The organism is Providencia alcalifaciens, assembly GCF_915403165.1.
GTDB lineage: Bacteria > Pseudomonadota > Gammaproteobacteria > Enterobacterales > Enterobacteriaceae > Providencia > Providencia alcalifaciens_C.
In genome coordinates this window covers 3,345,617-3,370,540 of sequence record NZ_OU659204.1, presented here as the reverse complement: position 1 = coordinate 3,370,540, position 24,924 = coordinate 3,345,617, and the positions used below count along the sequence as shown (strand labels likewise).

Below are 24,924 nucleotides of genomic sequence, written 5' to 3'. Positions count from 1 at the left end.
GTCTATTAATTTAGGCTAGCTTTGGCGCAAGTTTAAATCGAGTAAGGTTTTGCTTGGCTCCCCACCAATTTCTCTCGCTAATTTCGGCACTAAATACCCTGAAACCTGACTTAACAATTCACGAATTAATTGCCGTGCTTCAAGATCACTCACTAAGAAGTGGGCCGCGCCTTGAACTTTGTCGAGCACATGCAAGTAATACGGTAAAATTCCCGCATCAAATAGGGCGTTACTCAGGTTTGCTAATGCAGTGACATTGTCATTAACTTGGCGGAGTAATACGCTTTGGTTCAGTAGCGTAACGCCCGCGTGTTTTAATCTCTGCATCGCTTTGGTAAATTCATCATCAATCTCGTTAGCGTGGTTAACGTGGGTCACCATAATGACCTGCAAACGTGACTGGGATAAGCGCTGGCAAAAGGTATCTGTAATTCTTTCAGGGATCACCACCGGTAAGCGAGAATGAATTCGCAAGCGCGTAATATGTGGAATTTCCTCAAGTTGGCTAATTAACCAGTCAAGTTCATGGTCTTTCGCCATTAATGGATCTCCACCAGAGAAGATGATTTCATTGAGTTCACTGTGGTTTTTTATATAATCCACAGCCATCAACCAGTTATTTTTATTTCCTTTGTTATCTTCATAAGGAAAATGCCGGCGAAAGCAGTATCGACAGTTCACTGCACAACCCCCTTTAACCAGCATTAATGCACGGTTACGGTACTTGTGGAGTAAACTCGGGATCGCGTTATCCTGCTCTTCTAGTGGATCAGTAGAAAAACCTGGATGTATATCGAACTCTGCTTTTGCGGTTAATACCTGTAATAACAGAGGGTCTAGTGGATCACCTTTTTTCATTCGCGAAATAAAAGGACGCGGAACGCGTAAGGGGAATAACTTACGTGCTTCATGACCTTCTCGCGATGGCTGATGGTCTTCTAAGTTTAGTAATTGCAGCAATTCATCCGGATTAGTGACTGCTTCAGCAAGTTGTTGTATCCAGACTTCTCTGGATGAGGTATTTTGAGTTATAATATCGACCATTTTTTGGCTATGCCATTTTTAGTTTATAAATAGAGGATCTCCATGGCTACTTATAGTACCAATGAATTCCGCTCAGGTCTTAAAATCATGTTAGATGGTGAGCCGTGTGCAATTCTTGAAAGTGAATTCGTTAAACCGGGTAAAGGTCAAGCGTTCGCACGCGTTCGTCTGCGTAAACTGCTTTCTAACAAGTTGTTGGAAAAAACCTTTAAATCTACTGACTCTTGCGAAGGTGCAGATGTCATGGATATGAACTTAACTTACCTGTACAACGACGGTGAGTTCTGGCACTTCATGAACAACGAAACTTTCGAACAGCTGGCAGCAGATGCTAAAGCTATCGGTGATAACGACAAATGGCTGATCGACCAAGCGGAGTGTATTTTAACTCTGTGGGATGGTCGTCCAATCGCAGTTACTCCGCCGAACTTCGTTGAGTTAGAAATCGTTGAAACAGATCCAGGTCTGAAAGGCGATACAGCAGGTACTGGTGGTAAACCAGCAACGTTAAGCACTGGTGCAGTGGTTAAAGTTCCTCTGTTCGTTCAGATTGGCGAAGTGATCAAAGTTGACACTCGTTCAGGCGAATACGTTTCACGCGTAAAATAATCGCCGACAGATCAAGCCAGCCATTATAGTGAGTGGCGAAGTGAGATCAAGAAGAGCCGAATATAGTATCGCACTGTATTCGGCTTTTTTATTGATGGTGCTCTTTACGAGCAATGATTAACAACATTTAAACCCGCCTTTACCCTTACCACCATAGCGAGCATCCTGCCGTTCTTTGAAAAACTCTTCATAAGTCATCGGCGTTTGGTCAGGATGGGTATGTTGCATGTGAGCGACGTAGTTGTCGTAGTCGGGGACGCCGACCATCATTTTGGCGGCTTGGCCTAAGTAACGGGCCGCTTTCCCTAAGTTTCCAAACATAAATCCTCGTCATATTTTGTTTTGTAGCGTTGTTAGCTTCACTTGGCTACCCTCGTCACATACTTATGTATGCTCCTAGGGATATCCTCGTTTGCTGCCTAGCTACAATACAAACTATTTAGAGGATTGCATCGTAGCTAGCGATTTTGGAGAAAGAGAGTGAGTTTTGAAAAACATCTAAATCAGAAACCTAAAACACAAAACTGAAGTAAAAAGGTTAATAGGTTCTCAATCCTCAGCTCTCAATCTCCGGTATATTAATGATGGCGGGTGTTCGCCACGATCTCTTCGTAGTTGGCTGGCATTGGTTCGTAAGGAACTTCGTTGGCAGTTGGTTCCTTGGATTTCAATGCTTTTAACGCAGTACGGATAGAGAATAGGGCGAGAACCACAACCACAATCATAAAGAAAATCGTTAAACCAGCATCTAAACGGTTATTGAAAACCAACTGAGTTAACTGCGATTCCGTATATTGTGGTGGCAAGTTGCCGCTATCTAACATCGCTTGGAACTTATTCGCGACCGCCAAGAAACCAACGCGGGCATCTTCACTGAATGTCTTTTCCCACCCAGCGGTCATTGTACAAACTAATAACCACGAAGTTGGTAACAGTGCAACCCATGCATAGGCTTGGCGCTTCATTTTGAACAGAACGACCGCACATAACATCAGTGCCATACCTGCTAGCATCTGGTTAGCGATACCAAATAGCGGCCATAAGGTGTTAATACCACCGAGTGGATCAACGACGCCCTGATGCAAGAAATATCCCCAAGCCAGTACACACAATGCAGTGGCTATCAGGTTAGCGGGTAGGGAATCTGTCCTTTTCAACGATGGTGAAACCACACCCAGTAAATCTTGCAGCATAAATCGTGCCGCTCGGGTTCCGGCATCCACTGCAGTCAGGATAAACAGCGCTTCAAACAGAATGGCGAAGTGGTACCAGAATGCCACATTCATCAACCCGCCTAGCGCGCCATGAAGAATATACGCCATACCTACTGCCAGTGTTGGTGCGCCCCCTGCACGGGAAATAATGCTGGTTTCACCGACTTCGTTGGCAATTTGCGTTAACTGTTCAGGCGTAATTTGGAAGCCCCAGCTGCTGACAACTTGTGCTGCGGAAGCCACAACATCCGTCGTACCGGCAGGGGCTAACATGGCCATTGGGCTGTTCATCGCGAAATAAACGCCTGGGTCAATCACACAAGCTGCGACTAACGCCATGATAGCCACGAATGACTCCATCAACATTCCGCCGTAGCCGATAAAACAGGCTTGGTTTTCATTGGCGAGCATTTTCGGCGTGGTACCGGAAGCGATTAAGGCGTGGAATCCAGAAACGGCACCACAAGCGATAGTAATAAATAAGAATGGGAATAAATCCCCTGCCCAGACAGGGCCAGTTCCATCGATATATTTAGTTAACGATGGCATTTGCAGATTGGGATTTAAAATCAAAATACCAATCGCCAGACCGATAATTGTCCCGATTTTCAAGAAGGTAGAAAGATAATCACGAGGGGCTAATAACAGCCAAACAGGTAGAACCGCAGCCACAAAACCATACCCAACTAGCATCCACGTTAACTGCACGCCAGTGTAGTCAAAGTAAGGAGCCCATGTTTCACTCTCTGCGACCCAGCCACCTGAAATAATCGCAAAAACTAAGAAAATCAGACCGATAACTGAAACTTCACCAATACGACCCGGGCGAATATAGCGGGTATAAATCCCCATAAAAATAGCTAATGGAATGGTGAAGGCAACGGTATAAGTTCCCCATGGGCTGTGTGTTAATGCTTTCACGACAATCATCGCGAGCACAGCAAGGATAATCACCATGATCATAAAGCAAGCAATCAACGCAATGACGCCCGCGGTATTGCCCATTTCCTCTTTAACGAGCTCACCTAAAGAGCGGCCATCGCGGCGAGTTGAAACGAACAGCACCATAAAATCTTGTACAGCCCCTGCCAGTACTACCCCAGCGAGCAGCCACAGCATACCCGGCAAATACCCCATTTGTGCAGCAAGTACTGGACCGACTAATGGACCTGCGCCTGCAATGGCGGCGAAGTGGTGACCAAATAACACTTTTTTGTCGGTTGGTACATAATCCAGGCCATCGTTGTGACGAATGGCTGGCGTCATACGTGTGGAGTCCACTTGCAGGACTTTTTTCGCAATAAACAGTCCATAGTAACGATATGCGATCAAATAAATACAGACCGCGGCGACCACGATCCACAGGGCGTTGATCTGTTCACCTCGGTTTAATGCAATATAACCGAGCGAAAACGCGCCGAGCAGAGCGAGAACAATCCAAATAAATTGTTTACCCATAGCCTTTCCCCATCCATTTCGTTAACGAGCTTTATTAGTTATTTATGTAAGTAAAAACTCAAACAGATATAGCGAGAGTTGTGGGAAAGGAAAAGTAGCTAAATCGAGACACTTAATTGAAATTGTAGATAAATTCCAATATTGGAATTAGCATCACTAAAATCGAAGTTAATATTGGATTTTATCTTGCTTTGGTCTAGCGTTAATCCATTGATTAGTTTTATATTCTAATTAATGTTTCAATTCCAGATTATAGCTTCGATTAGATGCGCGCGTTTTTTACTGGGGATATTAAGATAGACAAAAAAATACCGGAAGAAATTTTCCGGTATTTTAATGTGTTGGCGGTTACTTTCGGATCATCTGAATGATTTTTTTACCAAACAGTGTCGTGATGAGTCCGAACATAATCAAAACTAACCCAGCAATTTGTATGCCATTAATATGCTCGCCAAGGAATAAAGCGCTGCTACTTAACCCAAAAACAGGCACCAACAAAGAGAACGGTGCGACGCGCCAAGCCTCATAGCGTCCGAGCAGCACACCCCACAACCCATAACCCACAAATGTGGAAAGGTAGGCAAGATACAAAATTACGCCGAGCACAGACCAATCAAACCCCGCTAAGCCTTGTACAATGGCATCTTCACCTTCGAAAATCCAAGAGCTTAATAAAAAAGGAATAATTGGAATTAGAGCGCTCCAACTGACCAAGGAAAGGGCGCTGCATTTTTCTTCGCCTTGATGCTGCATAATGATGCGGTTGGTGATATTACCGAATGCCCAAGATAGCCCCGCGACCAAAATAAAGATCAAGCCCAACAGAGGGATATCATCGATTCCGCCAGAGGTTGCACCATTGGCTAAAATCCCAAGCCCCGCGATGGCGATAAACATGCCGATAAAGTGGCTTGGCTGTAGGGATTCTTTAAGGATCACTGCACCGAGCAAGATAGTGAAGAAAGCTTGTGACTGTAAAATCACCGAGGCAATTCCTGCTGGCATCCCCACGCGCAAGGCACAAAATAGAAACGCAAACTGTCCAAAGCTAATGGTTAGCCCATAAATCAGTAGCAGCTTCAGCGGAATTTTGGGGCGCTTGAATAGGAAAATGGCAGGAAAGGCCACAAACACAAAACGTAAGGCACCGAGGAGTAGTGGGGGTAAGGCAGTTACGCCAAGTTTGATGATCACAAAGTTGACGCCCCAAATAATCACGACACACAGGGCAAGTAATATATCTTTGATACGCATGGTGTTTTCTCGGCACAGAATTGGCGATGGACCTCTACTTTACCTGTGCTTTGGGATTTGTGCGACGATATTGCATGTAAGGACTCAAATTCAGCATGAATAGGGTAAATATGGGCGTTAATTTAGTGTTAATTATTATTTTAAGTGACTTGAGTCTCTGAAATTGAACGTTTATAATACGGTTTCATTTCGCGTGTTCAGGACGACCTGAAACCATCACGTTTAAGTAATGGGGACGACCCCGAGAAGTTGACGGAGTACATCCACCATGGCTTGGATCATCTTATTATTCGCAGGTTTATTAGAAATTGTTTGGGCAGTGGGTTTAAAGTATACCCATGGTTTTACGCGCCTAACCCCAAGTGTTATCACTATCACCGCCATTATCGCCAGTATGGGCTTACTCGCTTATGCGATGCGTGACTTGCCTGCCGGAACCGCTTACGCGATTTGGACAGGAATTGGCGCAGTCGGCACCGCAATTTTCGGGATTATTTTCCTTGGCGAATCCGCCAATATGTTCCGCTTATTGAGCCTTGGCTTGATTGTGATGGGGCTAATTGGGTTAAAACTTTCTAGTTAAGCCTCTGAAAATAAGAACGGGTGAGCGAGGGTTCACCCGTTTTGGCAATTGCAGCATAATTTAAATAACATAATGGATATATTGATCTTGTTTCCTCAATCAATAGAACTGACTTCTCTCTTTTTAGGCTGATGGTGCAAATAACGAGATGGCCATATTTCCTCGGGTGACATTTCTAAAAACTCAGCAATAATTCTCTCTCCCTTAGGCCAACGGCGTGACAATGCATTATTCAATGTTGAAGGGTTTAATCCGACAGATCTTGATATTGCGGATAATGTGGTTCCTTTCTTTCGAATAGCGGCAATAATTTCCGCAGGATGCCAATCTTGTTTCATATTATTCTCCAATAATTTTAAAATAATTAATTATTAAATTTAATTAAATATATTTTAATTAAATTCACCATATGGTTTTTCTGGAATGTTAAATTAGAGAAATAAATTGTATTTTAAAATGTCAATTAAATTAATCTTTGACATGAAAAATTTCTATGTTAAAGATATTGGCGGTTTTTAACGTTGTTATTTTACAGTGAAATTTAAAAGGAAATTAAATGAATATTGAAAGTAATTTTTTGGAAAAATCATGTGATGGGTTAAGGAATATATTTTTGAGTCAATTTAATTGGGATGATATGGATCTATCTTTCAGTAGGGTTGACTTAACGGAACGAAAAATACTGACAATATCCAGTAACTATGAATGGGTCTTGATCTACTGGAATGATGATTTAGACCTTTTAATCAGTGAAAGATTGTCTTCGGGAATTCAATATTGGGATAATTACTCCAAAGCATATTCAGATACATTGCTAAAAATAAATAATAGTGAGGTTAAGATCGATCTTTGTACGAAATATGGAAATGTTTTTGAATTGGCATCAATTAATTCAAAAAAGAAACTGTCAATGAAAGAGATTAACGCAATTTATAAATATAGGCCTATTATTTCAGATTATGCACAAAGTATTTGGCAGAAAGATAATGATGCTTTTTTACCACAAAGAGAAAATATTATTTTACCCGCTGAAAAGCATAGTGAAAAAAATGAATTAGATAATGATTTGCTTGATATACACCAATATATGCGCTTTGGTAATATTCGTTTTACTCGCAAAGAAATGATCACCATTCGTTTATTACTTTCCCACTGCAAAGTAAAAGAAATTAGTTATATCCAAGGTTGTGCTGAAGCCAATGAGCACAAGCGAATTCAACGCATCAAAGAAAAATTAGGATGCCCCCATGTTTCTTCCAGTGGCCTATTTTCAGTTCTAAAAGAACACGGAATCACATTGGCTTGCTTGGAGACATTGGTGAGTTATCCATAATTATCGAATATTGCTTATTAAGGATGAAAATTTTACAACAAGGATGATGCAATGAAATGGAAATATCGCTTTGGTGCAGCTGCAGGAAATGCGTTGGAATATTATGATATTGCGGTCTTTGCTGCAATTTCAGTTTACTTGAGTGCGGAGTTGGAAAAATTAGGTTATTCACAATCCACCATAATGGTATGGGGTATTTTTGCGTTGCGTTTTTTAATTCGACCTATTGGTGGGGTTATCATAGGGCGCTATGCAGATGTTGCAGGGAAAAAATCGGCGTTAGTCTTGACGAGTTTTATTACCGGTATTGCGACATTATGCATGGCGTTATTGCCTATCCAATTACTAGGCATTTATACCCCAATCGCTATTTTGATACTTCAGCTTGCTCTTGCTTTTAGTTTTGGCGGTGAGTACCCATCGGTAGTGACTTACTTATTCTCTGATGCGAAAAATAACGAGCAAGCCAGAATTGCGGCATTGATCTCTGGAAGTGTAGTGGCAGGGGTTATTCTTTCACTAGGATTAGTCATGTTTTTACAGCAAATCCTGGATAAAGAAACGATGCATAATATTGGATGGCGGATTCCATTACTTGTAGGCTTGATTAATATAGGGATCAGTTTTTGGTTCCGTGCGAGATTACCAGAAAAGCAGGAAAATAAAGCAGAAAAGAGAGCGTTTAATTGGCAGGGGATCGTTTATCTTTTTTTGTTAACTGCGCCCGCCTCCGTGGCTTTTTATTCACAAAACCTTTCTGGAACAATTATTGTTAAACATTTGAAGCATGAGGTACTCAAGGATATTTTTCCTCTGATATCTTCAGGGCTTTTATTAGTACTAATTATTTTAACCTGTTGGTTCACAACGAAATGCAGTACGCCATCGAAAATATATCGGATGGGAGTCGCTGCGTTAGTGCTCTTATCCGTCCCTGTTTATTTTACACTTCAGCTCGATAGCCTCATGTTAGTTGGCGTTGCGCAGCTGGTGATTGCGGGATGCTCTGCAATGATCCTTGCAAATTTACCAGCCGTATTGGCAAGTGCTGTTCATGGCAATACTGCAATGCTAGGCGCTGGCTATAATGGGGCTTCTGTGTGCATTGGGGGGATAACACCGTTAGCCATTACCTATTTGAGTGATTTTCACTTAGGTTATGCAGGCTGCTTTATCGCATTTTGTTCGGCACTATTCTTCCTGACAGGTTGGCTACCAAAATCGAAAGAATTGGAACGATATTAATGACTAACCCCGTAGATAAAATCTATGGGGTTATTTTCTATTTAAATGACCTATCTAATATGGCGAGTCAGCCACCAGAAAATAAGTGCAAAAGCACTCACACAAGCCCCTAATAGACAAACACCATTCCAGTCCGCATGGGCATAAATCCACGTTGAGCTGACTGCACCGAAGCCACTCCCGACCGCATAAAACATCATATACAGCCCCACTAGACGGCTATGTGCTTCAGGCTCTGAGCAATAAATCATGCTTTGGTTCGTCACATGTAACGATTGCCCGCCCACATCGAGCAAAATAATCCCAATGATCAACGCCCATAGTGAGCTATCCATATACGCAATGGGTAACCAAGATAACGTTAATAATAGCAGAGCAATAAAACTGACTATTTGCCCGTATCCATAATCCGCTAAGCGCCCAGCTCTTGAAGCAATCAACGCACCGACTACACCGACAAGGCCAAGAGCACCAATCTGAGTGTGAGAAAAATGATGGGGCGTATCACTTAAGGGAATAACCAATGCACTCCAAAAAATATTAAATGCAGCAAACATCAGTAACGCTAAGAACCCGCGAATCTGTAAGACTTTTTGGCGTTTAAATAACGTTGCCATTGAACGTAACAATGTTGAGTAATTCATGGAATTCTTTGGTGGATCGATCTGGGGTAGATATCGCCAAAGCGGGTAGGCAATAGCGAGCATCAGTAGCGCAGAAGAGAGATAAACCCCTCGCCAACTAGTCAAATCACTTATTGCGCCAGAAAAAACTCTAGCAAGCAAAAGCCCAATAAACACGCCACTTTGCGCAGTACCAATCACGTGTCCTTGCTCATGGGGTCCTGCGGAACTTGCCGCATAGGAAATTAATCCTTGTGTCATGGCGGTTCCGAGCATACCAACAGCGAGCATTCCTATAAGCAGCATGGCGGGTGTTTCTGCTATCGCAACAATGAGTAAAGACAAAACAAGCGCGCTGAGCTGCCATCCCATCAAATGGCGACGTTTCATTTTATCGCCCAGAGGGACTAATAATAATAGAGCGAGAATACTGCCAATTTGAGTGGCGGTGATAACGCCACCAATAGCGGCATCACTAATATGAAAGTCACGAGAAAGTGAATCTAGCAATGGTTGCGCATAGTAAACATTGGCGACACTTAATCCACTGGCAACTGCGAAGAGATAAACTAACCCTTTCGGTAATGAATTTTGAAGGCTATTTTGCTCAATAGCCGAATGGGGTAATGAAAGGGAATTTTTCATTTTGCACACTCATCTGGTTTTAATTTGAGATTGGTTTTGATTTGAAACTAGTTGAATGCTAGGTTAGTTGGTTTTAAAATGCAACTAGATTTTTTGGTGTTAATTCTTTGATAGTAAATAGAGGGGGAGTCATGTCGTCGAATACAGTAATGGAAGGATCCCCGTGCCCTGTGGCTCGAAGCGTCAATTTAATTGGGGATCGCTGGTCGCTATTAATTGTGCGTGATGCTTTTGATGGCGTACGACGTTTCGGTGATTTTCAACGCAGTTTAGGGGTAGCGCGTAATATTCTGTCAGACAGATTACGTAAATTACTTGATGCAAATATTCTCGAACTGAAGGATGCGTCAGATGGCACTGCTTACCAAGAATATGTATTGACCGAGGCGGGGGAAAGCCTTTTTCCTATCGTGGTTGCATTAAGACAATGGGGGGAAGTGAATTTATTTCGAGAGGGAGAACCACACTCTATTTTGATAGATAAACAGACTCAAAGCCCCATTCCGGCGATGTACCCGCTTTCACACGATGGAAAAACGTTATCGCCAAGTGAGACTGAGGTGATCAAAATTAAGCCGTGAATCCCCACTGAGTCGTGGGGGTGCCAAACTACTACAATTTATTGCGCCAAAAGACGTACAAAACGCCCATACAGTAATTCGCCCAAATTGCTTTGGTTGTATTCACGGGTTGTGGCGAGGTTATCCACTGCCGCATGCATTGAATGATAGATCATCGTGGCGATAAGCTCTGGTGGTGCGGCATGCCAAGCTTGCTGCTGTTCACCAAGGGCTAAAATCTGTTTAATTTGCTCAACGGCACGTTGTTCATGGCTGTTAGTGTGACCATGGTATTCGTCGTGAAAGAGCATGTCGTGTAGTGTCTGCTTTTCAACATAGTATTTAACACTGTTTTCGCACCATGATTTTAACTGTGAAGACGCCGATTCATGCTGTGAAAGCGCATCTGCAATATGCCCTAAATACCAATCCATATAACGGGTGCGCAAGGCATCCATAATTTCGTTTTTTGATTGAAAATAATGATAAAACGTCCCTTTTGCGACATCCGCGGCTGCCACAATTTCACTCACGGTTGTGGCGAGAAATCCTTTGGAAAGAAAGAGGTTTTCAGCGGCATTCATCAGGTCGTTCAAACGCTCTTCTGCTGGCTTGGTTCTCGGTTTTTTCGGTGGCGTTAACATAAATAGGGCTCTTATCACGTTATTTTCATTGAAGACTTAATCGCATTTTACGTCCGAAATACCGGAATGTCCTTTCAATATGTGGTGAGGGCGATAAAACAGTAAAAAATAGCTAATCAGAGCGAGATAAAGCAGCGTACCAATTATCCAGACCTAGCCATCCCAAATACGGAGTGTTTGATTGAATATAAAACTGAGTGTCAGCGACTAATGACACAGCCAGTAAGTTATTAATAGGCAAAAAAATACCCCATCATGCAGTGCATTGATGGGGTACTTGCTATCAACTTACGTTGTTAATCAACAATTACAGTGTGAATACACCGATGATTGCGATAACACTAATGATTGCTGAGCTGCCGTAGAACACCCATTTTGTTGCTGGAACATGCACTTTAAAATCGTGCAGGGTGTGGTGAATACGGTGCATACCACACCATACTGGCAGAATAATCATCAGTAATAAGAAAATACGTCCAATAAAGCTTTGGCTAAATGCCATGATGCGCTCATAGCTCAGCATTTCTGGCGCGACACCTAATGGGATTAAAATACCCAGTAAGAGAATGATTGCAGGGCCAATAACGGCGCTCCACATACCACCTGCACCAAATAATCCCCAGAAAATCGGCTCATCGGAACGTTTAGGCGTTAGATTCATCAGATTCTCCTTCGATTAAAATAGTAATGCGATTGCTAAAATAGCCGCGGTCACGACTATCGTGAGTGCCCAGAAGCCTTTCACGATTGGCTCATCTGGCAGTTTCTTATCTTTAACAATGATAGCGACAGCTTTGGGTGCCAGTTTGAACCACGTTGTGGTATGCAGCAGCGTAGCGGCCAGTGTCACAATGTTAATGATCAGAATGATTGGGTTACTTAAGAACCCAACAAAGCCCGCCCATGATTCAGGTCCACTTTTCAGGGCAAATACTCCGTACAGGACTAAAATACTGAACCAAACCTGAAGCACGGAAGTACTTTCACGCATGATGTAAAAGCGGTAGAAACCCAGCTTTTGCCACCAGTCGCCTTTCATTTCCCTGACATAGGGTTTACGTTTAGTTGTCATGACTTCAATTCTCCTTATCGTGGCTTCAGCATGGCGATAACAAAGTCTTGCGCACTCGCAACTTTACCTTGTTGGATAGCCGCCGCTGGGTCGACATGCTTAGGACAGACTTCAGAGCAGTAACCTACAAACGTACAGCTCCATACACCGTTGTCACCATTTAATAATGGCATACGCTCTTTCGCGCCATGGTCACGGTTATCGAGGTTGTAGCGCTCTGCTAAGGTGATTGCAGCTGGGCCTAAGAATTCAGGATTCAGACCAAACTGTGGACACGCTGCATAGCACAGACCGCAGTTAATACAGCCAGAGAACTGATGATATTTCTCCATCTGAGCCGGAGTTTGCTTGTTCGGACCGTCAGAAGGTTTGCGATCATTACCAATAATGTAAGGTTTGATAGCTTCTAAACGCTCGATAAAGCTTGTCATATCAACAACAAGGTCACGCTCGATAGGGAAGTTACCCAGTGGCTCAATTTTGACTCCTTGCGGATAGTCACGCAGGAATGTTTTACAAGCCAGTTTAGGAACATTGTCCACCATCATGCCACAAGAGCCGCAGATAGCCATACGGCAAGACCAACGGTAAGACAGGTCTGGCGCGAGGTTATCTTTGATGTAGCCCAAAGCATCTAACAAAGAGGTTTGCTCGTCATAAGGGACATCATAAGTCACTAAATGGGGTTCATTGTCCGTTTCTGGGTTGAAACGCATGATCTCCATTTTTAAGTGTTTCATATCATCCATTAGCTTGCTCCTTATTCGCCTTATCTTGAGCTGCCCCTTCAGCACCATACACACGTTTCGCTGGTTGTGATTTAGTGATTTTCACATCAGAGTACTCAAGGCGTGGTGCACCTTCTGGGTTATAGAACGCCAGAGTATGTTTCAGGAAGTTGACGTCATCACGCTCAGTGCAACCTTCGTCAAGACGTTGGTGCGCACCGCGAGATTCTTTACGGTTAATCGCAGAGTGAGCCATACATTCCGCCACATCTAAGCCGAAGCCTAACTCGATGGTGTACAGTAAGTCAGTGTTGAAGACGCTGCTATGGTCAGTGATTTCAACATGCTTGAAGCGCTCTTTCAGCTCTGCCAGTTTATCAACGGTTTTCTGCATTAATTCAGGCGTACGGTAGATACCGCAACCTTCTTCCATCGAAACACCCATTTCATCACGGATTTTCGACCAGCTCTCTTTACCTTTTTGGTTCAGAAGTTTTTGCAGGTCATTTTCGATGTCACGAGTACGTGCTTCGATAGCGCTTGCATTTGCAGGAGTAGCTTCAGCCGCATGACGTGCCGCTTCTTCACCCGCTAAGCGACCAAATACCACTAATTCTGCCAGTGAGTTAGAACCTAAACGGTTTGCACCGTGTAAGCCAACAGATGAACACTCACCCACAGCAAACAGACCTTTAATACGGGTTTCTGTGCGTTGATCAGTTTCAATACCACCCATGGTGTAGTGAGCTGTTGGACGAACAGGAATTGGCTCGTTTACAGGGTCAACACCGACGTAAGCTTTTGCCAGCTCACAGATAAATGGTAGACGTTCATGCAGTTTTTCAGCACCTAAGTGACGTAAATCCAGATACACAACATCACCACGGTGAGTGCTGATAGTGCGACCTGCACGCCATTCGTGCCAGAATGCTTGTGAAACTTTGTCACGAGGACCCAGTTCCATATATTTGTTTTCTGGTTTGCCCAGTGGCGTTTCAGGGCCCATACCGTAGTCTTGTAGATAGCGATAGCCATCTTTGTTGACTAAGATACCGCCTTCACCACGACAACCTTCAGTCATCAGGATACCGGAACCTGGTAGACCAGTAGGGTGATATTGAACGAACTCCATATCCCGTAATGGCACGCCATGACGCAACGCCATACCCATACCGTCACCGGTTACGATACCGCCGTTGGTGTTATAGCGGTAAACACGACCCGCACCACCCGTGGCCATAACGATAGCATTGGCACGAATTTGAACTTTCGTACCTTCCATCATGTTCAGAGCAACCAGACCACGCGCCTGACCTTCGTCCACAATGATGTCGAGAACAAAGTGCTCGTCGAAACGTTGGATTTGAGGATATTTTAATGATGTTTGGAACAGGGTATGCAGCATGTGGAAGCCAGTCTTATCGGCTGCGAACCAAGTACGTTCAATTTTCATCCCACCGAAACGGCGAACGTTAACTGAACCATCTGGTTTACGGCTCCAAGGGCATCCCCATTGTTCCAGTTGGGTCATTTCTGTTGGGCAGTGTTCGACGAAATAATCGACGACATCTTGCTCACACAGCCAGTCACCACCAGAAACGGTATCATTAAAATGATAGTCATAGGAATCATGGGCTTGAGTAACTGCGGCTGATCCCCCCTCTGCGGCCACGGTGTGGCTACGCATAGGGTAAACTTTTGAGACCAGAGCAATCTTGATATTGGGATTTGCTTCAGCAGCAGCAATTGCTGCACGTAAGCCTGCGCCCCCGGCCCCGATAATCGCTAAATCGGCATTGAAGGTTTGCACTGCGCTTCTCCATTGTTCAAGTGTAAAGTGTAAAATTAATAAATTCTTTTAAATACTTTTAGTGCTTAGCTATTTCAGTTTCGGTTTGCCTTTAGGCAAATCTGCAAAGAATCTTTTTTTAATCGTAAATATATAATAGCTAATAACGACTTATTATGTTGGGAATTATAACGAATAGTGGCAGGGATAAATTTGATATAGAAAGGTGTTTTGGGTGATATTACCCTTAAAGTGTGATCTGCGTCTTCTTTTTGTAAATTGTTTTTGGGTGCGAAGAAATTGTAGAGAAACTGGAAATAATAAAAAGGAATTTCAAATAATTATCATTAAATTTAACGGAATTCCTAGCATTTAAAACCAACTAAAATCGTCAGGTTTTTCTTTCTAACAGTGGATAATCTGGTGTTCCTCGAGGAAATTCTAGAATCATATCGAAGATAAAATTGCGAAAGAGTTCACTGTTTAGTAAGTCGCTTAATTTTTAATGCTAAAAAACAGATTTAAATTGTATCAATAAGGTGAGCGGCGAAGTTTGATTTTAACATTTGCATCACAAGCGATAAGAAAAAATCATGTTTTTGTTTTTTTTTAACCAAATGTTAAAAGTTAATAAGAAAGCTTTTTTGCCTAATCATATAAAGCAGGAGATAATCACGTCATCTTTTCTCGCCTTGAATCATATCCCCTATCGATACTCAGATAGCGCATAATATCCACAATATTCCATTGTGTGTTAAGGGGGAGGTGAGTACACTGCACGACTAAGTTTATTTTGGAGTTATTTTAATGAGTGAAGTAGCGAATTGGCTGCCTACAGCCCCCATCGCTAACCTGTTACAGCGCGCAAAAATTGTTGCGGAAATCAGACGTTTTTTCGCTGATCGCTGTGTACTTGAGGTAGACACACCCGCAATGAGTCAGGCGACAGTGACTGACATTCATCTTGTTCCATTTGAAACTCGTTTTGTGGGACCCGGTGCTGCTCAGGGCATCAATTTATATTTAATGACCAGCCCTGAATACCATATGAAGCGCTTATTGGCAGCGGGAAGTGGCCCTATCTATCAAATGTGCCGCAGTTTCCGTAATGAAGAAGCAGGAAGACACCATAACCCTGAATTTACGATGCTGGAATGGTATCGCCCACACTTTGATATGTATCGCCTAATCAATGAAGTGGATGACCTTCTGCAACAAGTGCTGGAATGCGAAAGTGCTGAGCTACTCTCTTATCAGCAAGCTTTTTTACGCCACTTAGACATTGACCCGCTCTCTGCGGAAAAAAGCGAGTTACGTGAAGTGGCTGCCCGCTTAGATTTAAGCAATGTGGCAGACAATGAAGAAGACCGCGATACCTTGTTGCAGCTACTGTTCACCATGGGCGTGGAGCCACACATTGGTAAAGAGAAGCCTGCGGTGGTTTATCACTTCCCGGCAACGCAAGCGTCATTAGCGGTGATTAGCACAGAAGATCACCGTGTAGCAGAGCGTTTTGAAGTCTATTTTAAAGGCATGGAGCTGGCAAATGGCTTCCATGAGCTGACCGATGTGGGCGAACAGCGCCAACGTTTCGAGCAAGATAATCGCAAACGTGCTGCAATGGGTTTACCTGTTCAACCGATTGATGAAAACTTGCTTGCAGCGCTTGAGCACGGCTTACCAGCATGTTCCGGTGTTGCTGTTGGGGTTGACCGCTTAATCATGCTGGCACTGAATGCCGAACGAATCAGTGATGTGATTGCATTCCCAGTGACGATTGCTTAGTACTCAGTTTCTATCTATGACATTAAAAAGCACCTTAAACGTTGATCATTGATTGACGAAGGTGCTTTTCTTTCCTGTCCATCCGTTCTACCACAAACGGATTAAATGCTTTCGGATAATTCTTCTATAAGTCCCATTCTTGAAAATTATGGTTGATTTCAAGTTCATTTACTGGTCTTCTGTTTAACTTAAGTTAAATAAAATGAATTTGGGTTGGTGACCTTTCTACCTTTGCTTTTATTACTGGTTGCCACGGAACAAGCAGAAAAGGAGCACGAATAGAATGGGCTTACAGGATCTCGCTTTAAAAATCGCTCCACTCCATAATCGCTATCAATTGGGTGTTCAAGGTTGTAGTGTTCCATTGGATGTTGAAGCTTTCTCTGGGCGAGAAGCCATTAGTGAAACCTATCGTTATCAGATAACGTTCACCTCTCCAGTCCAAAACCTACAAGCTCAACAATTTCTTCGTCATACCGCCCATTTTACCTTTTCATCTCCCACCATTCCTTTGGCAGCCTTGAGTTCACTGAATGAACCGCAAAAGCGAGTGCATGGCGTGGTCACGCATTTTAAGCGATTATCGGGTTCAGCAGATGAAGCACAATACCAAATTGTGATTGAACCCTTTGTTTCGTTGCTGCGCCATCAAATGCGCTCTCACCGTTTTTTCCTCAATAAATCCGTGCCAGAGGTTATTGAGCTTATTTTGCGTGAACACAAAATGCAGGGCTGGGAATTTGAGTTTCATTTACAGCGCCAATACCCCAAGCGGGAACAAATCAACCAAATCAATGAAAGCGACTGGCAATTTATTGAGCGTTTGCTCAGTGAAGTGGGGATTTTCTATTCCTTTAGTCTTCAGACCGACACGAAGACGGAAATTATTCACTTTGGCGATAGCCAACGCGCCTATGTGTATGATTTACAGCTGCCACTCAATAGCCCTTCTGGCATGAATGACAATGGCGTTGAGAGTGTGTGGGGATTATCGTTGCGTCACCAAGTGGTGGAGCGCAGTGTCACCACCAAAGACTATAATCACCGCCAAGCGCTGCTAACCTTGCAATCCATTGAAACGGACATGACGCGAGGTGAAGGGGAGGACATCAACTACGGGGATGTGTATCACTATAAACCCCGCCACCTTGAGCGCGGTGAAAAATACCAACCGGAAACCGAAACGGCGCATTTCTGGTCACGACTTGACCATGAACGCTTTCTTGCGCGTCAAACGCTGCTGCGAGGAAAAAGCAATTCCCCGCGCCTGACGCCGTTGATGATTTTTAAAGTGATTGATAGCCAGTTGCCGTCAACCTTACCCACGGATTTTCAATCCGAAATTTTAATCACGCGATTACGATTTTCAGGCAGTCGCAGCAGCGCATTAACTATTCAGTTTGATGCGGCACCGTACACCGAAGCACTGTGCTGGCGACCTGTTCTAAAGCCTCGTCCCGTGATTGCAGGCACATTAATGGCGCGTATCACCAGCGCCAAATCCCATGATATTTACGCCCATCAAAATGAACACGGCTTTTACTGGGTGAAATTTGATGCAGACCGTGATGAAAAGCCGACAGGGTATGAAAGCATGCCTTTGCGGCTGGCGAAACCGTATGCGGGCGATACCTACGGGATGCACTTTCCGTTAATCCAAGGGACTGAGATTGCAGTCGCATTCCATGAGGGTGACCCGGATAGGCCGTATATCGCCCATGCGCTGCATGACTCCCATCGCACCGACCATGTGACGGATAAAAACAATACCCGTAACGTCATCCGAACCCCCGCAAATAACAAACTGCGCATGGAAGATAAGCGCGGGCAAGAGCACATCAAGCTCAGTACTGAATACGGCGGTAAATCCCAACTGAATTTAGGGCATTTGGTGAATCAAGGACGTGAAAAACGCGGTGACGGCTTTGAACTGCGCACTGACAGTTGGGGCGCTATTCGAGCAGGTAAAGGGCTGTTTATCAGCACGGATTTACGCACCAAAGCCGCTTCTGAACAACTGGATATGCGCGAAGCCAAACAGCAATTGGAGGATGCATTAAACTTAGTGAGCTCACTACGGGAAGCCGCTGACGTTGCAAAAGCCGAACTGGCCGATTTAAATGCTCAACAAACCTTACTCACCCAATCGATTCAAGAACTACAACAAGCGGCGCTATTACTCAGTGCGCCTGCGGGTATTGCCTTAACATCACCCAAGACCGTACAGGCGAATAGTGGTGAAAACATTACCCTGACGGCTAATAAACAGGCCGATATCTCAGTCGGTAAAAAAATCACCTTAGCGGCAGGCAAAGCAATTAGCTTATTTGCTCACACTCTAGGAATTAAAGCTTTTGCCGCAAAAGGCAAAGTCGAAATTCAAGCGCAGAGTGATGAAATGCACCTTACCTCACTCAAAGACATGACCGTCACCAGTACCGGCGGTAAAACGGTGGTCGCCGCTAAAGATGAATTATTGCTGACTTGTGGCGGAGCCTATATTCGCTTAAAAGGCGGGCAGATAGAGTACGGCAGCCCCAGCAACCAAACGGTGAAAGCCACTAACTGGGTGGTTGAAGGCCCTGCGTCTATGGATGTGACCCATCCACAATTTCCGCAATCGATGCCAAAACAAACTTTGCGTTTTCAACTGAGCTCGTCACCACAAAGCCCAATGAAGGCGCGTGCGTTTGAGCCGTATACTTTATATGGTAATGGAGCGCTATTAGCGAAAGGATTCACCGATGAAAATGGAAATATTCAGATTGAACATGATGTTTCGATAGAAAAATACCGTGTTGAACTGATGAATGGTGAAAATTTTGATATTCACCTACAGCCAGAAACGGATGAACCTGATGAAGAGGATGTGGCCCAGCAAGGGTTTAGAGTGATTGAACCACCACTGAACATGATGGATAAAGGTGAAGCTGGATTGCCCCATAAAAGTGTCTTTCATCAGCTTTTAAATCCGCTGTTAACCCCCGATGACACCACAAAATAAGGAACGTATTGTGAACATGAAGAAGACCACTCAAACCATCAATATTGTGCCACGAGTCGGCACCTGTGTTGTCTTAACGCCACAATGGTTTGCAAGTGGAGAATATTCACCGCAACAGACTGGATTTGCGCCACTCATCAACGGTGAACGTGCGTTTAAAGCCTTAGCCTCTGCCATCGAGCAAGCCAAGCATAGCATCAATATCATTACATGGGGATTTCAATCCTCCATGTATATTACCCGCGGAGGAACCGCCAAGCGCTTAGGGGATTTACTCAAAGAGGCAGCGGAGGTTCGCAACGTCAAAGTGCGTGTTCTGGTGTGGTTTACACAACTCGGGCAACTCACTGACCCGAATTTTCCCGGCTACGGTGCCTTTAAAACTCAGCGGACGGAAAAAGATATTTTTGGGGATTATGTCCCCGGCTATGGTGCGGACGGTGTTAAAACCAGTGTGCTAACCAAAGCAGATTATGAATATGATAAAGAGTGGCATTATAACGTCAAGAAAAAGCTTATCGGTAAAGGCAACCTCATTGTTGAACACCGTGAAATGTCATGGGGTAAAGACCGAAAAGAAGCAAGTCAGCGGCTTAATGCCATGAAGGAAGAATGCAATAAAAAGGAAGTTGACGATTTAATCGCAGCACTGGGTAAGCAAGGGAATGACGACGCGATACAGCAGGCTAATGATAAATTAACAGAGTGTTATCCTGACCCCTCGTTACGCCAAAAACTATTGCTCACCTTATACCCCACCCATCACCAAAAGGTGGTGGTGATTGATTATCAAGAGCCTGAAAATGCCGTGGGGTTTGTGATGGGACACAATATGCTTTCGGCATATTGGGATAAAGATGACCATCAAGGTATTCAGGTGAGAGCGTCCGAAGGACGGGATGGGGAAACCCCGTGGCAAGATAATTCATCCTGTGTCTGTGGTGGGGTCGTTTCCCATCTTTATCATAACTTTGTAGAAGCATGGGAAAAAAATATTGGGCCCGAACCTGAACTCAATCAATACAGCACCATGACCGCAGCTCAGCACTGTTTCAGTGAAGAGAAAATGAAGGTACTCAACCAGCGATTAGACTTAGACCCGAACTTTCCTTTAAAACCGACCATGGCACAAATTTGCCGCACCCAGCCTCAAAGCAACTGTTTTGAAGTGGAAACTTTGTATAACAATGCCCTGTGTTTAGCGCGTAAATATATCTATATGGAAAACCAATATTTTCGTTATCCTCCGTTTGTGGCGAAAATCAAAAAAGCCATTGAGGAGCGCCAAGCGCGGGGGTATGACAAACCTCTATATCTGTTTGTGATCACCAACTCGACCGAAGAAAAAGCTTTGCAATCAGGAAGCTATATGACCTACCGCATGTTAGAAGCCCTCGGTCGTCCTGATGTGGTGCCTAATTACCACCGTAAAGCTCACCCTGAATTAGAAAAAACAGCGCCGGTAAATGCCAAAAACATTGAAGGCTTAAAAGTACATGTGTGTAGCTTAGTGTCGCCGAAGCCAGACCCATTAAAGCCGTCATTATGGCAACCGGTGTATGTTCACAGCAAGGTGATGATGGTGGATGATGTTTTTTTAACCCTCGGCTCCAGCAATATCAACTTACGCAGTATGCGCTTTGATAGCGAACTCAATATTGTACTGCAAGACAGTGACCCAGTAGGACTGATCCCCCCAATGCGCCGACATTTATGGCAACTCCACACAGGAAAAGCAACGGATGATCCAGAACAAACATATAAAGATTGGGGGAGAATCATTGAAAAAAACAAAGACAAAAAACTCAAGAATGAAAAACCTACAGCCTCTTTAATTGAATTTCTAGATGAGAACACATCATGGTCAGCATTAGATTAGGGCAATCATTGAATCCGTCTCGTATTTTAACCATTTGCGTTACTGTTTTTTTTCTTTTCGGCTGTGGAGCGAAACCTAAAATGAATGATAATTTAAAAAACTTTCAATTTATCTGTACGCAAGAAAAAGATCGTTTTCCCCCTTTCGAGCCCGAAGCCGATGCGTGGTTTAAGGAGGCTCGGAGTTTAGAAAAGCAAAAAGGCAAAAAAGATTATGCCCGTATTGGTTCTCTGTATCGTCAAGCAGCCATGAAAAACCATGTTAAAGCCATGGGGAATCTACAAGCGCTGATAGCGGCGGGTGATGTAGCCCCATTACAAGGTCAATTCAGGCAACAAGAGGTCATTGACCTTGTTGAACGTTTAATCAAAATGGACATCCCATTTGGCTACTTCATTATGGGTACCTATTTACAGCAAGGGTATGGAGTAGATCAAGACTCCGAAGCTGCATTCCAATACATGCTTAAAGCGGCAGTGTTGGGAAACCCAGATGCTCAATATGTGATAGGTCTTCGATTTATGGATGCCACCAAACCGCAGTCTTATCGACTGGATTTAGGTCGCTCGATGTTGGCGTGCTCAGCAGAACAAGGTTATGCAAATGCAGCTTATCGTTTAGGTATGAATTACTCGGATAATGACTACACTAAATCTTTATATTATTTACAATTATCTGCCCGATATGGACACGAACTTGGAGCTTATACATTAGCCGATGCTTTTAATACTAATGACCCAAATAATAAATTAGATTATTTGGGGCAAAAAATTGATCCTGAACGTGTCAGGCGCTATAAGCTGATTGATCAAGAGTTAAGTAAGAATCCCTACGCTAAATTCCCTGATATCAATAAGATTGTCCCGCTACCACCTGCAGAACTCCCTGAATGGGATGGCTCGTTTGAATATCAAAAAGAGCCACAATAATGCAAAGCCATATCATGAAGTATTGGCAAATATTGGGTGGAATATTGATGGTCGCATGGCTATCAGGCTGCTCTGCCAATACCAAAATGAATGATAATTTAAAAAATTTTCAATTTACCTGTGTACAAGAAAAAGATCGTTTTCCTCCCTTCGACCCCGAAGCTGATGTGTGGTTTAAGGAAGCACGGAGTTTAGAAAAGCAGAAAGGCAAAAAAGACTATACCCATATTGGGGAGCTATATCGTCAAGCTGCCATGAAAAACCATATTAAAGCGATGGGTAACCTGCAAGCGCTGATAGCGGCAGGTGATGTAGCCCCATCACAAGGGCAATTTAGACAGCAGGAAGTGATTGAGCTTGTTGAACGTTTAATCAAAATGGACATCCCATTTGGCTACTTCATTATGGGAACCTATTTACAGCAAGGGTATGGAGTAGATCAAGACTCCGAAGCTGCATTCCAATATATGCTTAAAGCTGCCGTGATGGGAAACCCAGATGCTCAATACGTGATAGGACAACGCTTTATGGATGCCACTCAGCCACAATCTTATCGACTGGATTTAGGTCGTTCGATGTTGGCGTGCTCAGCAGAACAAGGATATGCTAATGCAGCCTATCGTTTAGGTATGAATTATTGGGTGGCAGATAATAACTATTCAAAAGCACTTATATATTTTCAACAAGCAACTCAATATGGAGATGAACGAAGTGCTTATACATTAGCCGATGCATTTAATACTAATGACCCAAATAATAAACTAGATTATTTGGGTCAAAAAATCGATCTAGAACGCGTTAAGCGCTACCAGAAAATCCATGATGAATTAGACAAAAATCCCTACGCTAAATTCCCTGATATCAATAAGATTGTCCCGCTACCACCTGCAGAACTCCCTGAATGGGATGGCACCTTTGAGTATAAAAAACAGGCAGAGGGGCAATAACCAAGATGAATCTCTCCTTTTTATTTCACGGTAAAATTATTACTGAATTTTAAAATTACTGAAGAGATATACGGTTTATTATTGATTAACAGGTAGATAAAAGAGATTTCTAATCTATCAATGGAAATATTACATTAAATATAAAGGAACTATATGAAATACAAAACGAAATTATTTAAACTATTGCTTAAACCTATCGGTATTTTGTCACTTTCGCTGTTAAGTGTTTTTTCTTCACAAGCAAAAGAAAAAGACACTCCGTTCTTACTTGTATCTATTGATAGAAGTGAGAATATTCCATATCAGCTAATGAAAAATGGTCATATTATCGAATCAGGGAAGACTGATTATAAAGGACAAATATTTACAAATTCACATGATGACAATAAAAGTGAATCTTGGTTGATCCGTACATCTACGGGGGTTTATGGTGCATATTTACCGAATAAAAGTAAACAAGGTGAACTTTATGCATTTTATTCACCTCATACGTATTTTGATATGGAAGAAGTTGATAACCCACCTTCAAAAAATAATTATGTAGCGTTCACTTTTTTTGGCAAAAATTCAAGTCATTATGAGTCAGAACCTTATTGGATTTATCAGAATAATAAATTAATCGATAGTGGTGTCACGGCTCATGAAAATAACGGCGGAGTTTCAGAAATATTAACAGTCCCTACGGTAATAAACGCCTTCAAAATATTAACGTGTTCAAATACTGTATTTTCAGTTGAGAGAAAAAATGAATCTGAAAGTCTTTACGCTCTGACTAATTACTTTGATATTACTTATGATAATTCAGGGGGAATTAAGCTGACTGAAGCAATGAAGCAACAATGCCAATTGAAAAAAAGTTGGCAATTTAATATGGCATCAACAAACTCTGAGTATAATCAAAATAAGCCATTTTTAAGTATTGGTATTGTTCCTTATAAATCAGGAGAACAGCGTACACAAATTATTGAAGCAAAATACGAAGCCGAAAGAATGTCTGCGGAAAAACACCAAAATTTAAAAGAACAAAATTATCTTTCTGGAAATAAACGTTTCTCTGGTAAAGGGGGGATCACGCCAACTGGCGAATGCCCAGCTGACCTAATCGGTGTTTTTGGTATTCCAGCTAATTTACCAGAAAGTCATATTATGGATATTGCCCATGAGTTTTATTTTTCAAATAAAACCTTGGCAGGTGATGCCGCGTTTAAGCTTTATTCCGAATCAGGTGTTTTTTATCGTAAAGGAATGAAAAGTGGTTCTGTCAGCAAGATAGTCATAACCAAAGGAAATAGTAGTGATAGAGGGATCATTGACTCCTTAATGGAAGGTAAGCCTTATTGCTATGCAAATATTGGCTCTGATGGTGATAATTCTTATGTTTATCAAATGGATTACACGCAAATGTCACCGAATAGTTTTGAGGAGCTGCGACAATACCTAGGCCGGATTTGGGGGCTAACGCCGTCAGAAGATGATCTAAGAAATATACATTATCTTTATGGGCGTACTATTAGTGAACCGGGTATCGGCGGTGCCTCTTTCCTTATTCCACTTCAACGTATGGCACAATAGCTCATTA

Annotated in this window: 23 protein-coding genes; 11 read left to right on the top strand and 12 right to left on the bottom strand. The window is 43.0% G+C overall.

What is annotated here, in order from left to right; genetic code table 11:
• Nucleotides 1-15 precede the first annotated feature (15 nt).
• On the bottom strand, nt 16-1,044 hold the full coding sequence (epmB, locus tag LDO73_RS15360) for an EF-P beta-lysylation protein EpmB (protein ID WP_224059171.1): 1,029 nt from the start codon (nt 1,042-1,044) through the stop codon (nt 16-18).
• Nucleotides 1,045-1,086: 42 nt separating this feature from the next.
• Between epmB and efp the strand changes: the two genes are divergently transcribed.
• A complete protein-coding gene (efp, locus tag LDO73_RS15355; RefSeq protein ID WP_224059169.1) occupies nt 1,087-1,653 on the top strand; it encodes an elongation factor P in 567 nt (188 codons plus the stop codon).
• A gap of 117 nt (nt 1,654-1,770) precedes the next feature.
• Here the strand turns inward: efp and LDO73_RS15350 are convergent, their stop codons facing one another.
• The 3 genes from LDO73_RS15350 to LDO73_RS15340 form a co-directional block, all read right to left on the bottom strand.
• Nucleotides 1,771-1,974 carry a YbdD/YjiX family protein gene (locus tag LDO73_RS15350; protein ID WP_224059167.1) on the bottom strand — a complete coding sequence of 68 codons (204 nt, stop codon included), beginning with the start codon at nt 1,972-1,974 and terminating at the stop codon, nt 1,771-1,773.
• A 257-nt stretch (nt 1,975-2,231) separates the two neighbouring features.
• Nucleotides 2,232-4,325, bottom strand: a complete 2,094-nt coding sequence (cstA, locus tag LDO73_RS15345) for a pyruvate/proton symporter CstA (protein WP_224059165.1) — start codon at nt 4,323-4,325, stop codon at nt 2,232-2,234.
• Nucleotides 4,326-4,673: 348 nt separating this feature from the next.
• Nucleotides 4,674-5,579: an EamA family transporter gene (locus LDO73_RS15340; protein ID WP_224059163.1), complete on the bottom strand. Its 906-nt coding sequence runs from the start codon at nt 5,577-5,579 to the stop codon at nt 4,674-4,676.
• A 268-nt stretch (nt 5,580-5,847) separates the two neighbouring features.
• On the opposite strand from LDO73_RS15340, the gene sugE reads away from it, so the two are divergent.
• Nucleotides 5,848-6,162 carry a quaternary ammonium compound efflux SMR transporter SugE gene (gene sugE / locus LDO73_RS15335; protein WP_154603508.1) on the top strand — a complete coding sequence of 105 codons (315 nt, stop codon included), beginning with the start codon at nt 5,848-5,850 and terminating at the stop codon, nt 6,160-6,162.
• Nucleotides 6,163-6,257: 95 nt separating this feature from the next.
• Here sugE and LDO73_RS15330 read toward each other — a convergent pair whose 3' ends face one another.
• Nucleotides 6,258-6,500, bottom strand: coding sequence for a helix-turn-helix domain-containing protein (locus tag LDO73_RS15330; protein ID WP_224059161.1), 243 nt, complete (start codon nt 6,498-6,500; stop codon nt 6,258-6,260).
• A 218-nt stretch (nt 6,501-6,718) separates the two neighbouring features.
• Between LDO73_RS15330 and LDO73_RS15325 the strand changes: the two genes are divergently transcribed.
• Nucleotides 6,719-7,495 (top strand): hypothetical protein, encoded by a 777-nt coding sequence (locus LDO73_RS15325; RefSeq protein WP_224059159.1) that lies wholly within the window; start codon nt 6,719-6,721, stop codon nt 7,493-7,495.
• A 51-nt stretch (nt 7,496-7,546) separates the two neighbouring features.
• On the top strand, nt 7,547-8,740 hold the full coding sequence (locus LDO73_RS15320) for an MFS transporter (protein WP_224059157.1): 1,194 nt from the start codon (nt 7,547-7,549) through the stop codon (nt 8,738-8,740).
• A 50-nt stretch (nt 8,741-8,790) separates the two neighbouring features.
• Here the strand turns inward: LDO73_RS15320 and LDO73_RS15315 are convergent, their stop codons facing one another.
• Nucleotides 8,791-10,008 (bottom strand): MFS transporter, encoded by a 1,218-nt coding sequence (locus LDO73_RS15315; protein ID WP_224059155.1) that lies wholly within the window; start codon nt 10,006-10,008, stop codon nt 8,791-8,793.
• A gap of 131 nt (nt 10,009-10,139) precedes the next feature.
• On the opposite strand from LDO73_RS15315, the gene LDO73_RS15310 reads away from it, so the two are divergent.
• Nucleotides 10,140-10,589: a winged helix-turn-helix transcriptional regulator gene (locus tag LDO73_RS15310; protein WP_224059153.1), complete on the top strand. Its 450-nt coding sequence runs from the start codon at nt 10,140-10,142 to the stop codon at nt 10,587-10,589.
• Nucleotides 10,590-10,627: 38 nt separating this feature from the next.
• On the opposite strand, the gene LDO73_RS15305 is transcribed toward LDO73_RS15310, so the two are convergent.
• The 6 genes from LDO73_RS15305 to frdA form a co-directional block, all read right to left on the bottom strand.
• Nucleotides 10,628-11,212 carry a TetR/AcrR family transcriptional regulator gene (locus LDO73_RS15305; RefSeq protein WP_224059151.1) on the bottom strand — a complete coding sequence of 195 codons (585 nt, stop codon included), beginning with the start codon at nt 11,210-11,212 and terminating at the stop codon, nt 10,628-10,630.
• A 112-nt stretch (nt 11,213-11,324) separates the two neighbouring features.
• Nucleotides 11,325-11,453, bottom strand: a complete 129-nt coding sequence (locus tag LDO73_RS18005) for a hypothetical protein (RefSeq protein WP_263422574.1) — start codon at nt 11,451-11,453, stop codon at nt 11,325-11,327.
• 66 nt (nt 11,454-11,519) lie between these two features.
• Nucleotides 11,520-11,873, bottom strand: a complete 354-nt coding sequence (gene frdD, locus LDO73_RS15300) for a fumarate reductase subunit FrdD (protein ID WP_006659009.1) — start codon at nt 11,871-11,873, stop codon at nt 11,520-11,522.
• A gap of 15 nt (nt 11,874-11,888) precedes the next feature.
• Entirely contained in the window at nt 11,889-12,284 is a 396-nt protein-coding gene (gene frdC, locus LDO73_RS15295; RefSeq protein ID WP_140341750.1) for a fumarate reductase subunit FrdC, read from the bottom strand.
• Between the two features lie 14 nt (nt 12,285-12,298).
• Nucleotides 12,299-13,033, bottom strand: coding sequence for a succinate dehydrogenase/fumarate reductase iron-sulfur subunit (locus LDO73_RS15290; RefSeq protein WP_224059149.1), 735 nt, complete (start codon nt 13,031-13,033; stop codon nt 12,299-12,301).
• A complete protein-coding gene (frdA, locus tag LDO73_RS15285; protein WP_224059147.1) occupies nt 13,026-14,822 on the bottom strand; it encodes a fumarate reductase (quinol) flavoprotein subunit in 1,797 nt (598 codons plus the stop codon). Before frdA ends, LDO73_RS15290 begins: the two co-directional genes overlap by 8 nt.
• Before the next feature lie 786 nt (nt 14,823-15,608).
• Here frdA and epmA point away from each other — a divergent pair.
• The 6 genes from epmA to LDO73_RS15255 all read left to right on the top strand — a co-directional run bounded on the left by epmA (nt 15,609) and on the right by LDO73_RS15255 (nt 24,917).
• Nucleotides 15,609-16,586, top strand: coding sequence for an elongation factor P--(R)-beta-lysine ligase (gene epmA, locus LDO73_RS15280; protein WP_036955971.1), 978 nt, complete (start codon nt 15,609-15,611; stop codon nt 16,584-16,586).
• A 283-nt stretch (nt 16,587-16,869) separates the two neighbouring features.
• Nucleotides 16,870-19,590, top strand: coding sequence for a DUF2345 domain-containing protein (locus LDO73_RS15275; RefSeq protein ID WP_224059145.1), 2,721 nt, complete (start codon nt 16,870-16,872; stop codon nt 19,588-19,590).
• Nucleotides 19,591-19,606: 16 nt separating this feature from the next.
• Nucleotides 19,607-21,469, top strand: coding sequence for a phospholipase D-like domain-containing protein (locus tag LDO73_RS15270; protein ID WP_224059143.1), 1,863 nt, complete (start codon nt 19,607-19,609; stop codon nt 21,467-21,469).
• 80 nt (nt 21,470-21,549) lie between these two features.
• Nucleotides 21,550-22,398, top strand: a complete 849-nt coding sequence (locus LDO73_RS15265; RefSeq protein ID WP_224059141.1) for an SEL1-like repeat protein — start codon at nt 21,550-21,552, stop codon at nt 22,396-22,398.
• Nucleotides 22,398-23,345, top strand: coding sequence for an SEL1-like repeat protein (locus tag LDO73_RS15260; protein ID WP_224059139.1), 948 nt, complete (start codon nt 22,398-22,400; stop codon nt 23,343-23,345). The genes LDO73_RS15265 and LDO73_RS15260 overlap by 1 nt, the downstream gene beginning before the upstream one ends.
• 153 nt (nt 23,346-23,498) lie before the next feature.
• Entirely contained in the window at nt 23,499-24,917 is a 1,419-nt protein-coding gene (locus tag LDO73_RS15255; RefSeq protein WP_224059137.1) for a hypothetical protein, read from the top strand.
• Nucleotides 24,918-24,924 lie beyond the last annotated feature (7 nt).

Excerpts from the sequence above, each read along its gene's own strand:
- epmB (WP_224059171.1), bottom strand. The coding sequence starts at position 1,044 with ATGGTCGATATTATAACTCAAAATACCTCATCCAGAGAAGTCTGGATA.
- efp (WP_224059169.1), top strand. The coding sequence starts at position 1,087 with ATGGCTACTTATAGTACCAATGAATTCCGCTCAGGTCTTAAAATCATG.
- LDO73_RS15350 (WP_224059167.1), bottom strand. The coding sequence starts at position 1,974 with ATGTTTGGAAACTTAGGGAAAGCGGCCCGTTACTTAGGCCAAGCCGCC.
- cstA (WP_224059165.1), bottom strand. The coding sequence starts at position 4,325 with ATGGGTAAACAATTTATTTGGATTGTTCTCGCTCTGCTCGGCGCGTTT.
- LDO73_RS15340 (WP_224059163.1), bottom strand. The coding sequence starts at position 5,579 with ATGCGTATCAAAGATATATTACTTGCCCTGTGTGTCGTGATTATTTGG.
- sugE (WP_154603508.1), top strand. The coding sequence starts at position 5,848 with ATGGCTTGGATCATCTTATTATTCGCAGGTTTATTAGAAATTGTTTGG.
- LDO73_RS15330 (WP_224059161.1), bottom strand. The coding sequence starts at position 6,500 with ATGAAACAAGATTGGCATCCTGCGGAAATTATTGCCGCTATTCGAAAG.
- LDO73_RS15325 (WP_224059159.1), top strand. The coding sequence starts at position 6,719 with ATGAATATTGAAAGTAATTTTTTGGAAAAATCATGTGATGGGTTAAGG.
- LDO73_RS15320 (WP_224059157.1), top strand. The coding sequence starts at position 7,547 with ATGAAATGGAAATATCGCTTTGGTGCAGCTGCAGGAAATGCGTTGGAA.
- LDO73_RS15315 (WP_224059155.1), bottom strand. The coding sequence starts at position 10,008 with ATGAAAAATTCCCTTTCATTACCCCATTCGGCTATTGAGCAAAATAGC.
- LDO73_RS15310 (WP_224059153.1), top strand. The coding sequence starts at position 10,140 with ATGTCGTCGAATACAGTAATGGAAGGATCCCCGTGCCCTGTGGCTCGA.
- LDO73_RS15305 (WP_224059151.1), bottom strand. The coding sequence starts at position 11,212 with ATGTTAACGCCACCGAAAAAACCGAGAACCAAGCCAGCAGAAGAGCGT.
- frdD (WP_006659009.1), bottom strand. The coding sequence starts at position 11,873 with ATGAATCTAACGCCTAAACGTTCCGATGAGCCGATTTTCTGGGGATTA.
- frdC (WP_140341750.1), bottom strand. The coding sequence starts at position 12,284 with ATGACAACTAAACGTAAACCCTATGTCAGGGAAATGAAAGGCGACTGG.
- LDO73_RS15290 (WP_224059149.1), bottom strand. The coding sequence starts at position 13,033 with ATGGATGATATGAAACACTTAAAAATGGAGATCATGCGTTTCAACCCA.
- epmA (WP_036955971.1), top strand. The coding sequence starts at position 15,609 with ATGAGTGAAGTAGCGAATTGGCTGCCTACAGCCCCCATCGCTAACCTG.
- LDO73_RS15275 (WP_224059145.1), top strand. The coding sequence starts at position 16,870 with ATGGGCTTACAGGATCTCGCTTTAAAAATCGCTCCACTCCATAATCGC.
- LDO73_RS15270 (WP_224059143.1), top strand. The coding sequence starts at position 19,607 with ATGAAGAAGACCACTCAAACCATCAATATTGTGCCACGAGTCGGCACC.
- LDO73_RS15265 (WP_224059141.1), top strand. The coding sequence starts at position 21,550 with ATGAATGATAATTTAAAAAACTTTCAATTTATCTGTACGCAAGAAAAA.
- LDO73_RS15260 (WP_224059139.1), top strand. The coding sequence starts at position 22,398 with ATGCAAAGCCATATCATGAAGTATTGGCAAATATTGGGTGGAATATTG.
- LDO73_RS15255 (WP_224059137.1), top strand. The coding sequence starts at position 23,499 with ATGAAATACAAAACGAAATTATTTAAACTATTGCTTAAACCTATCGGT.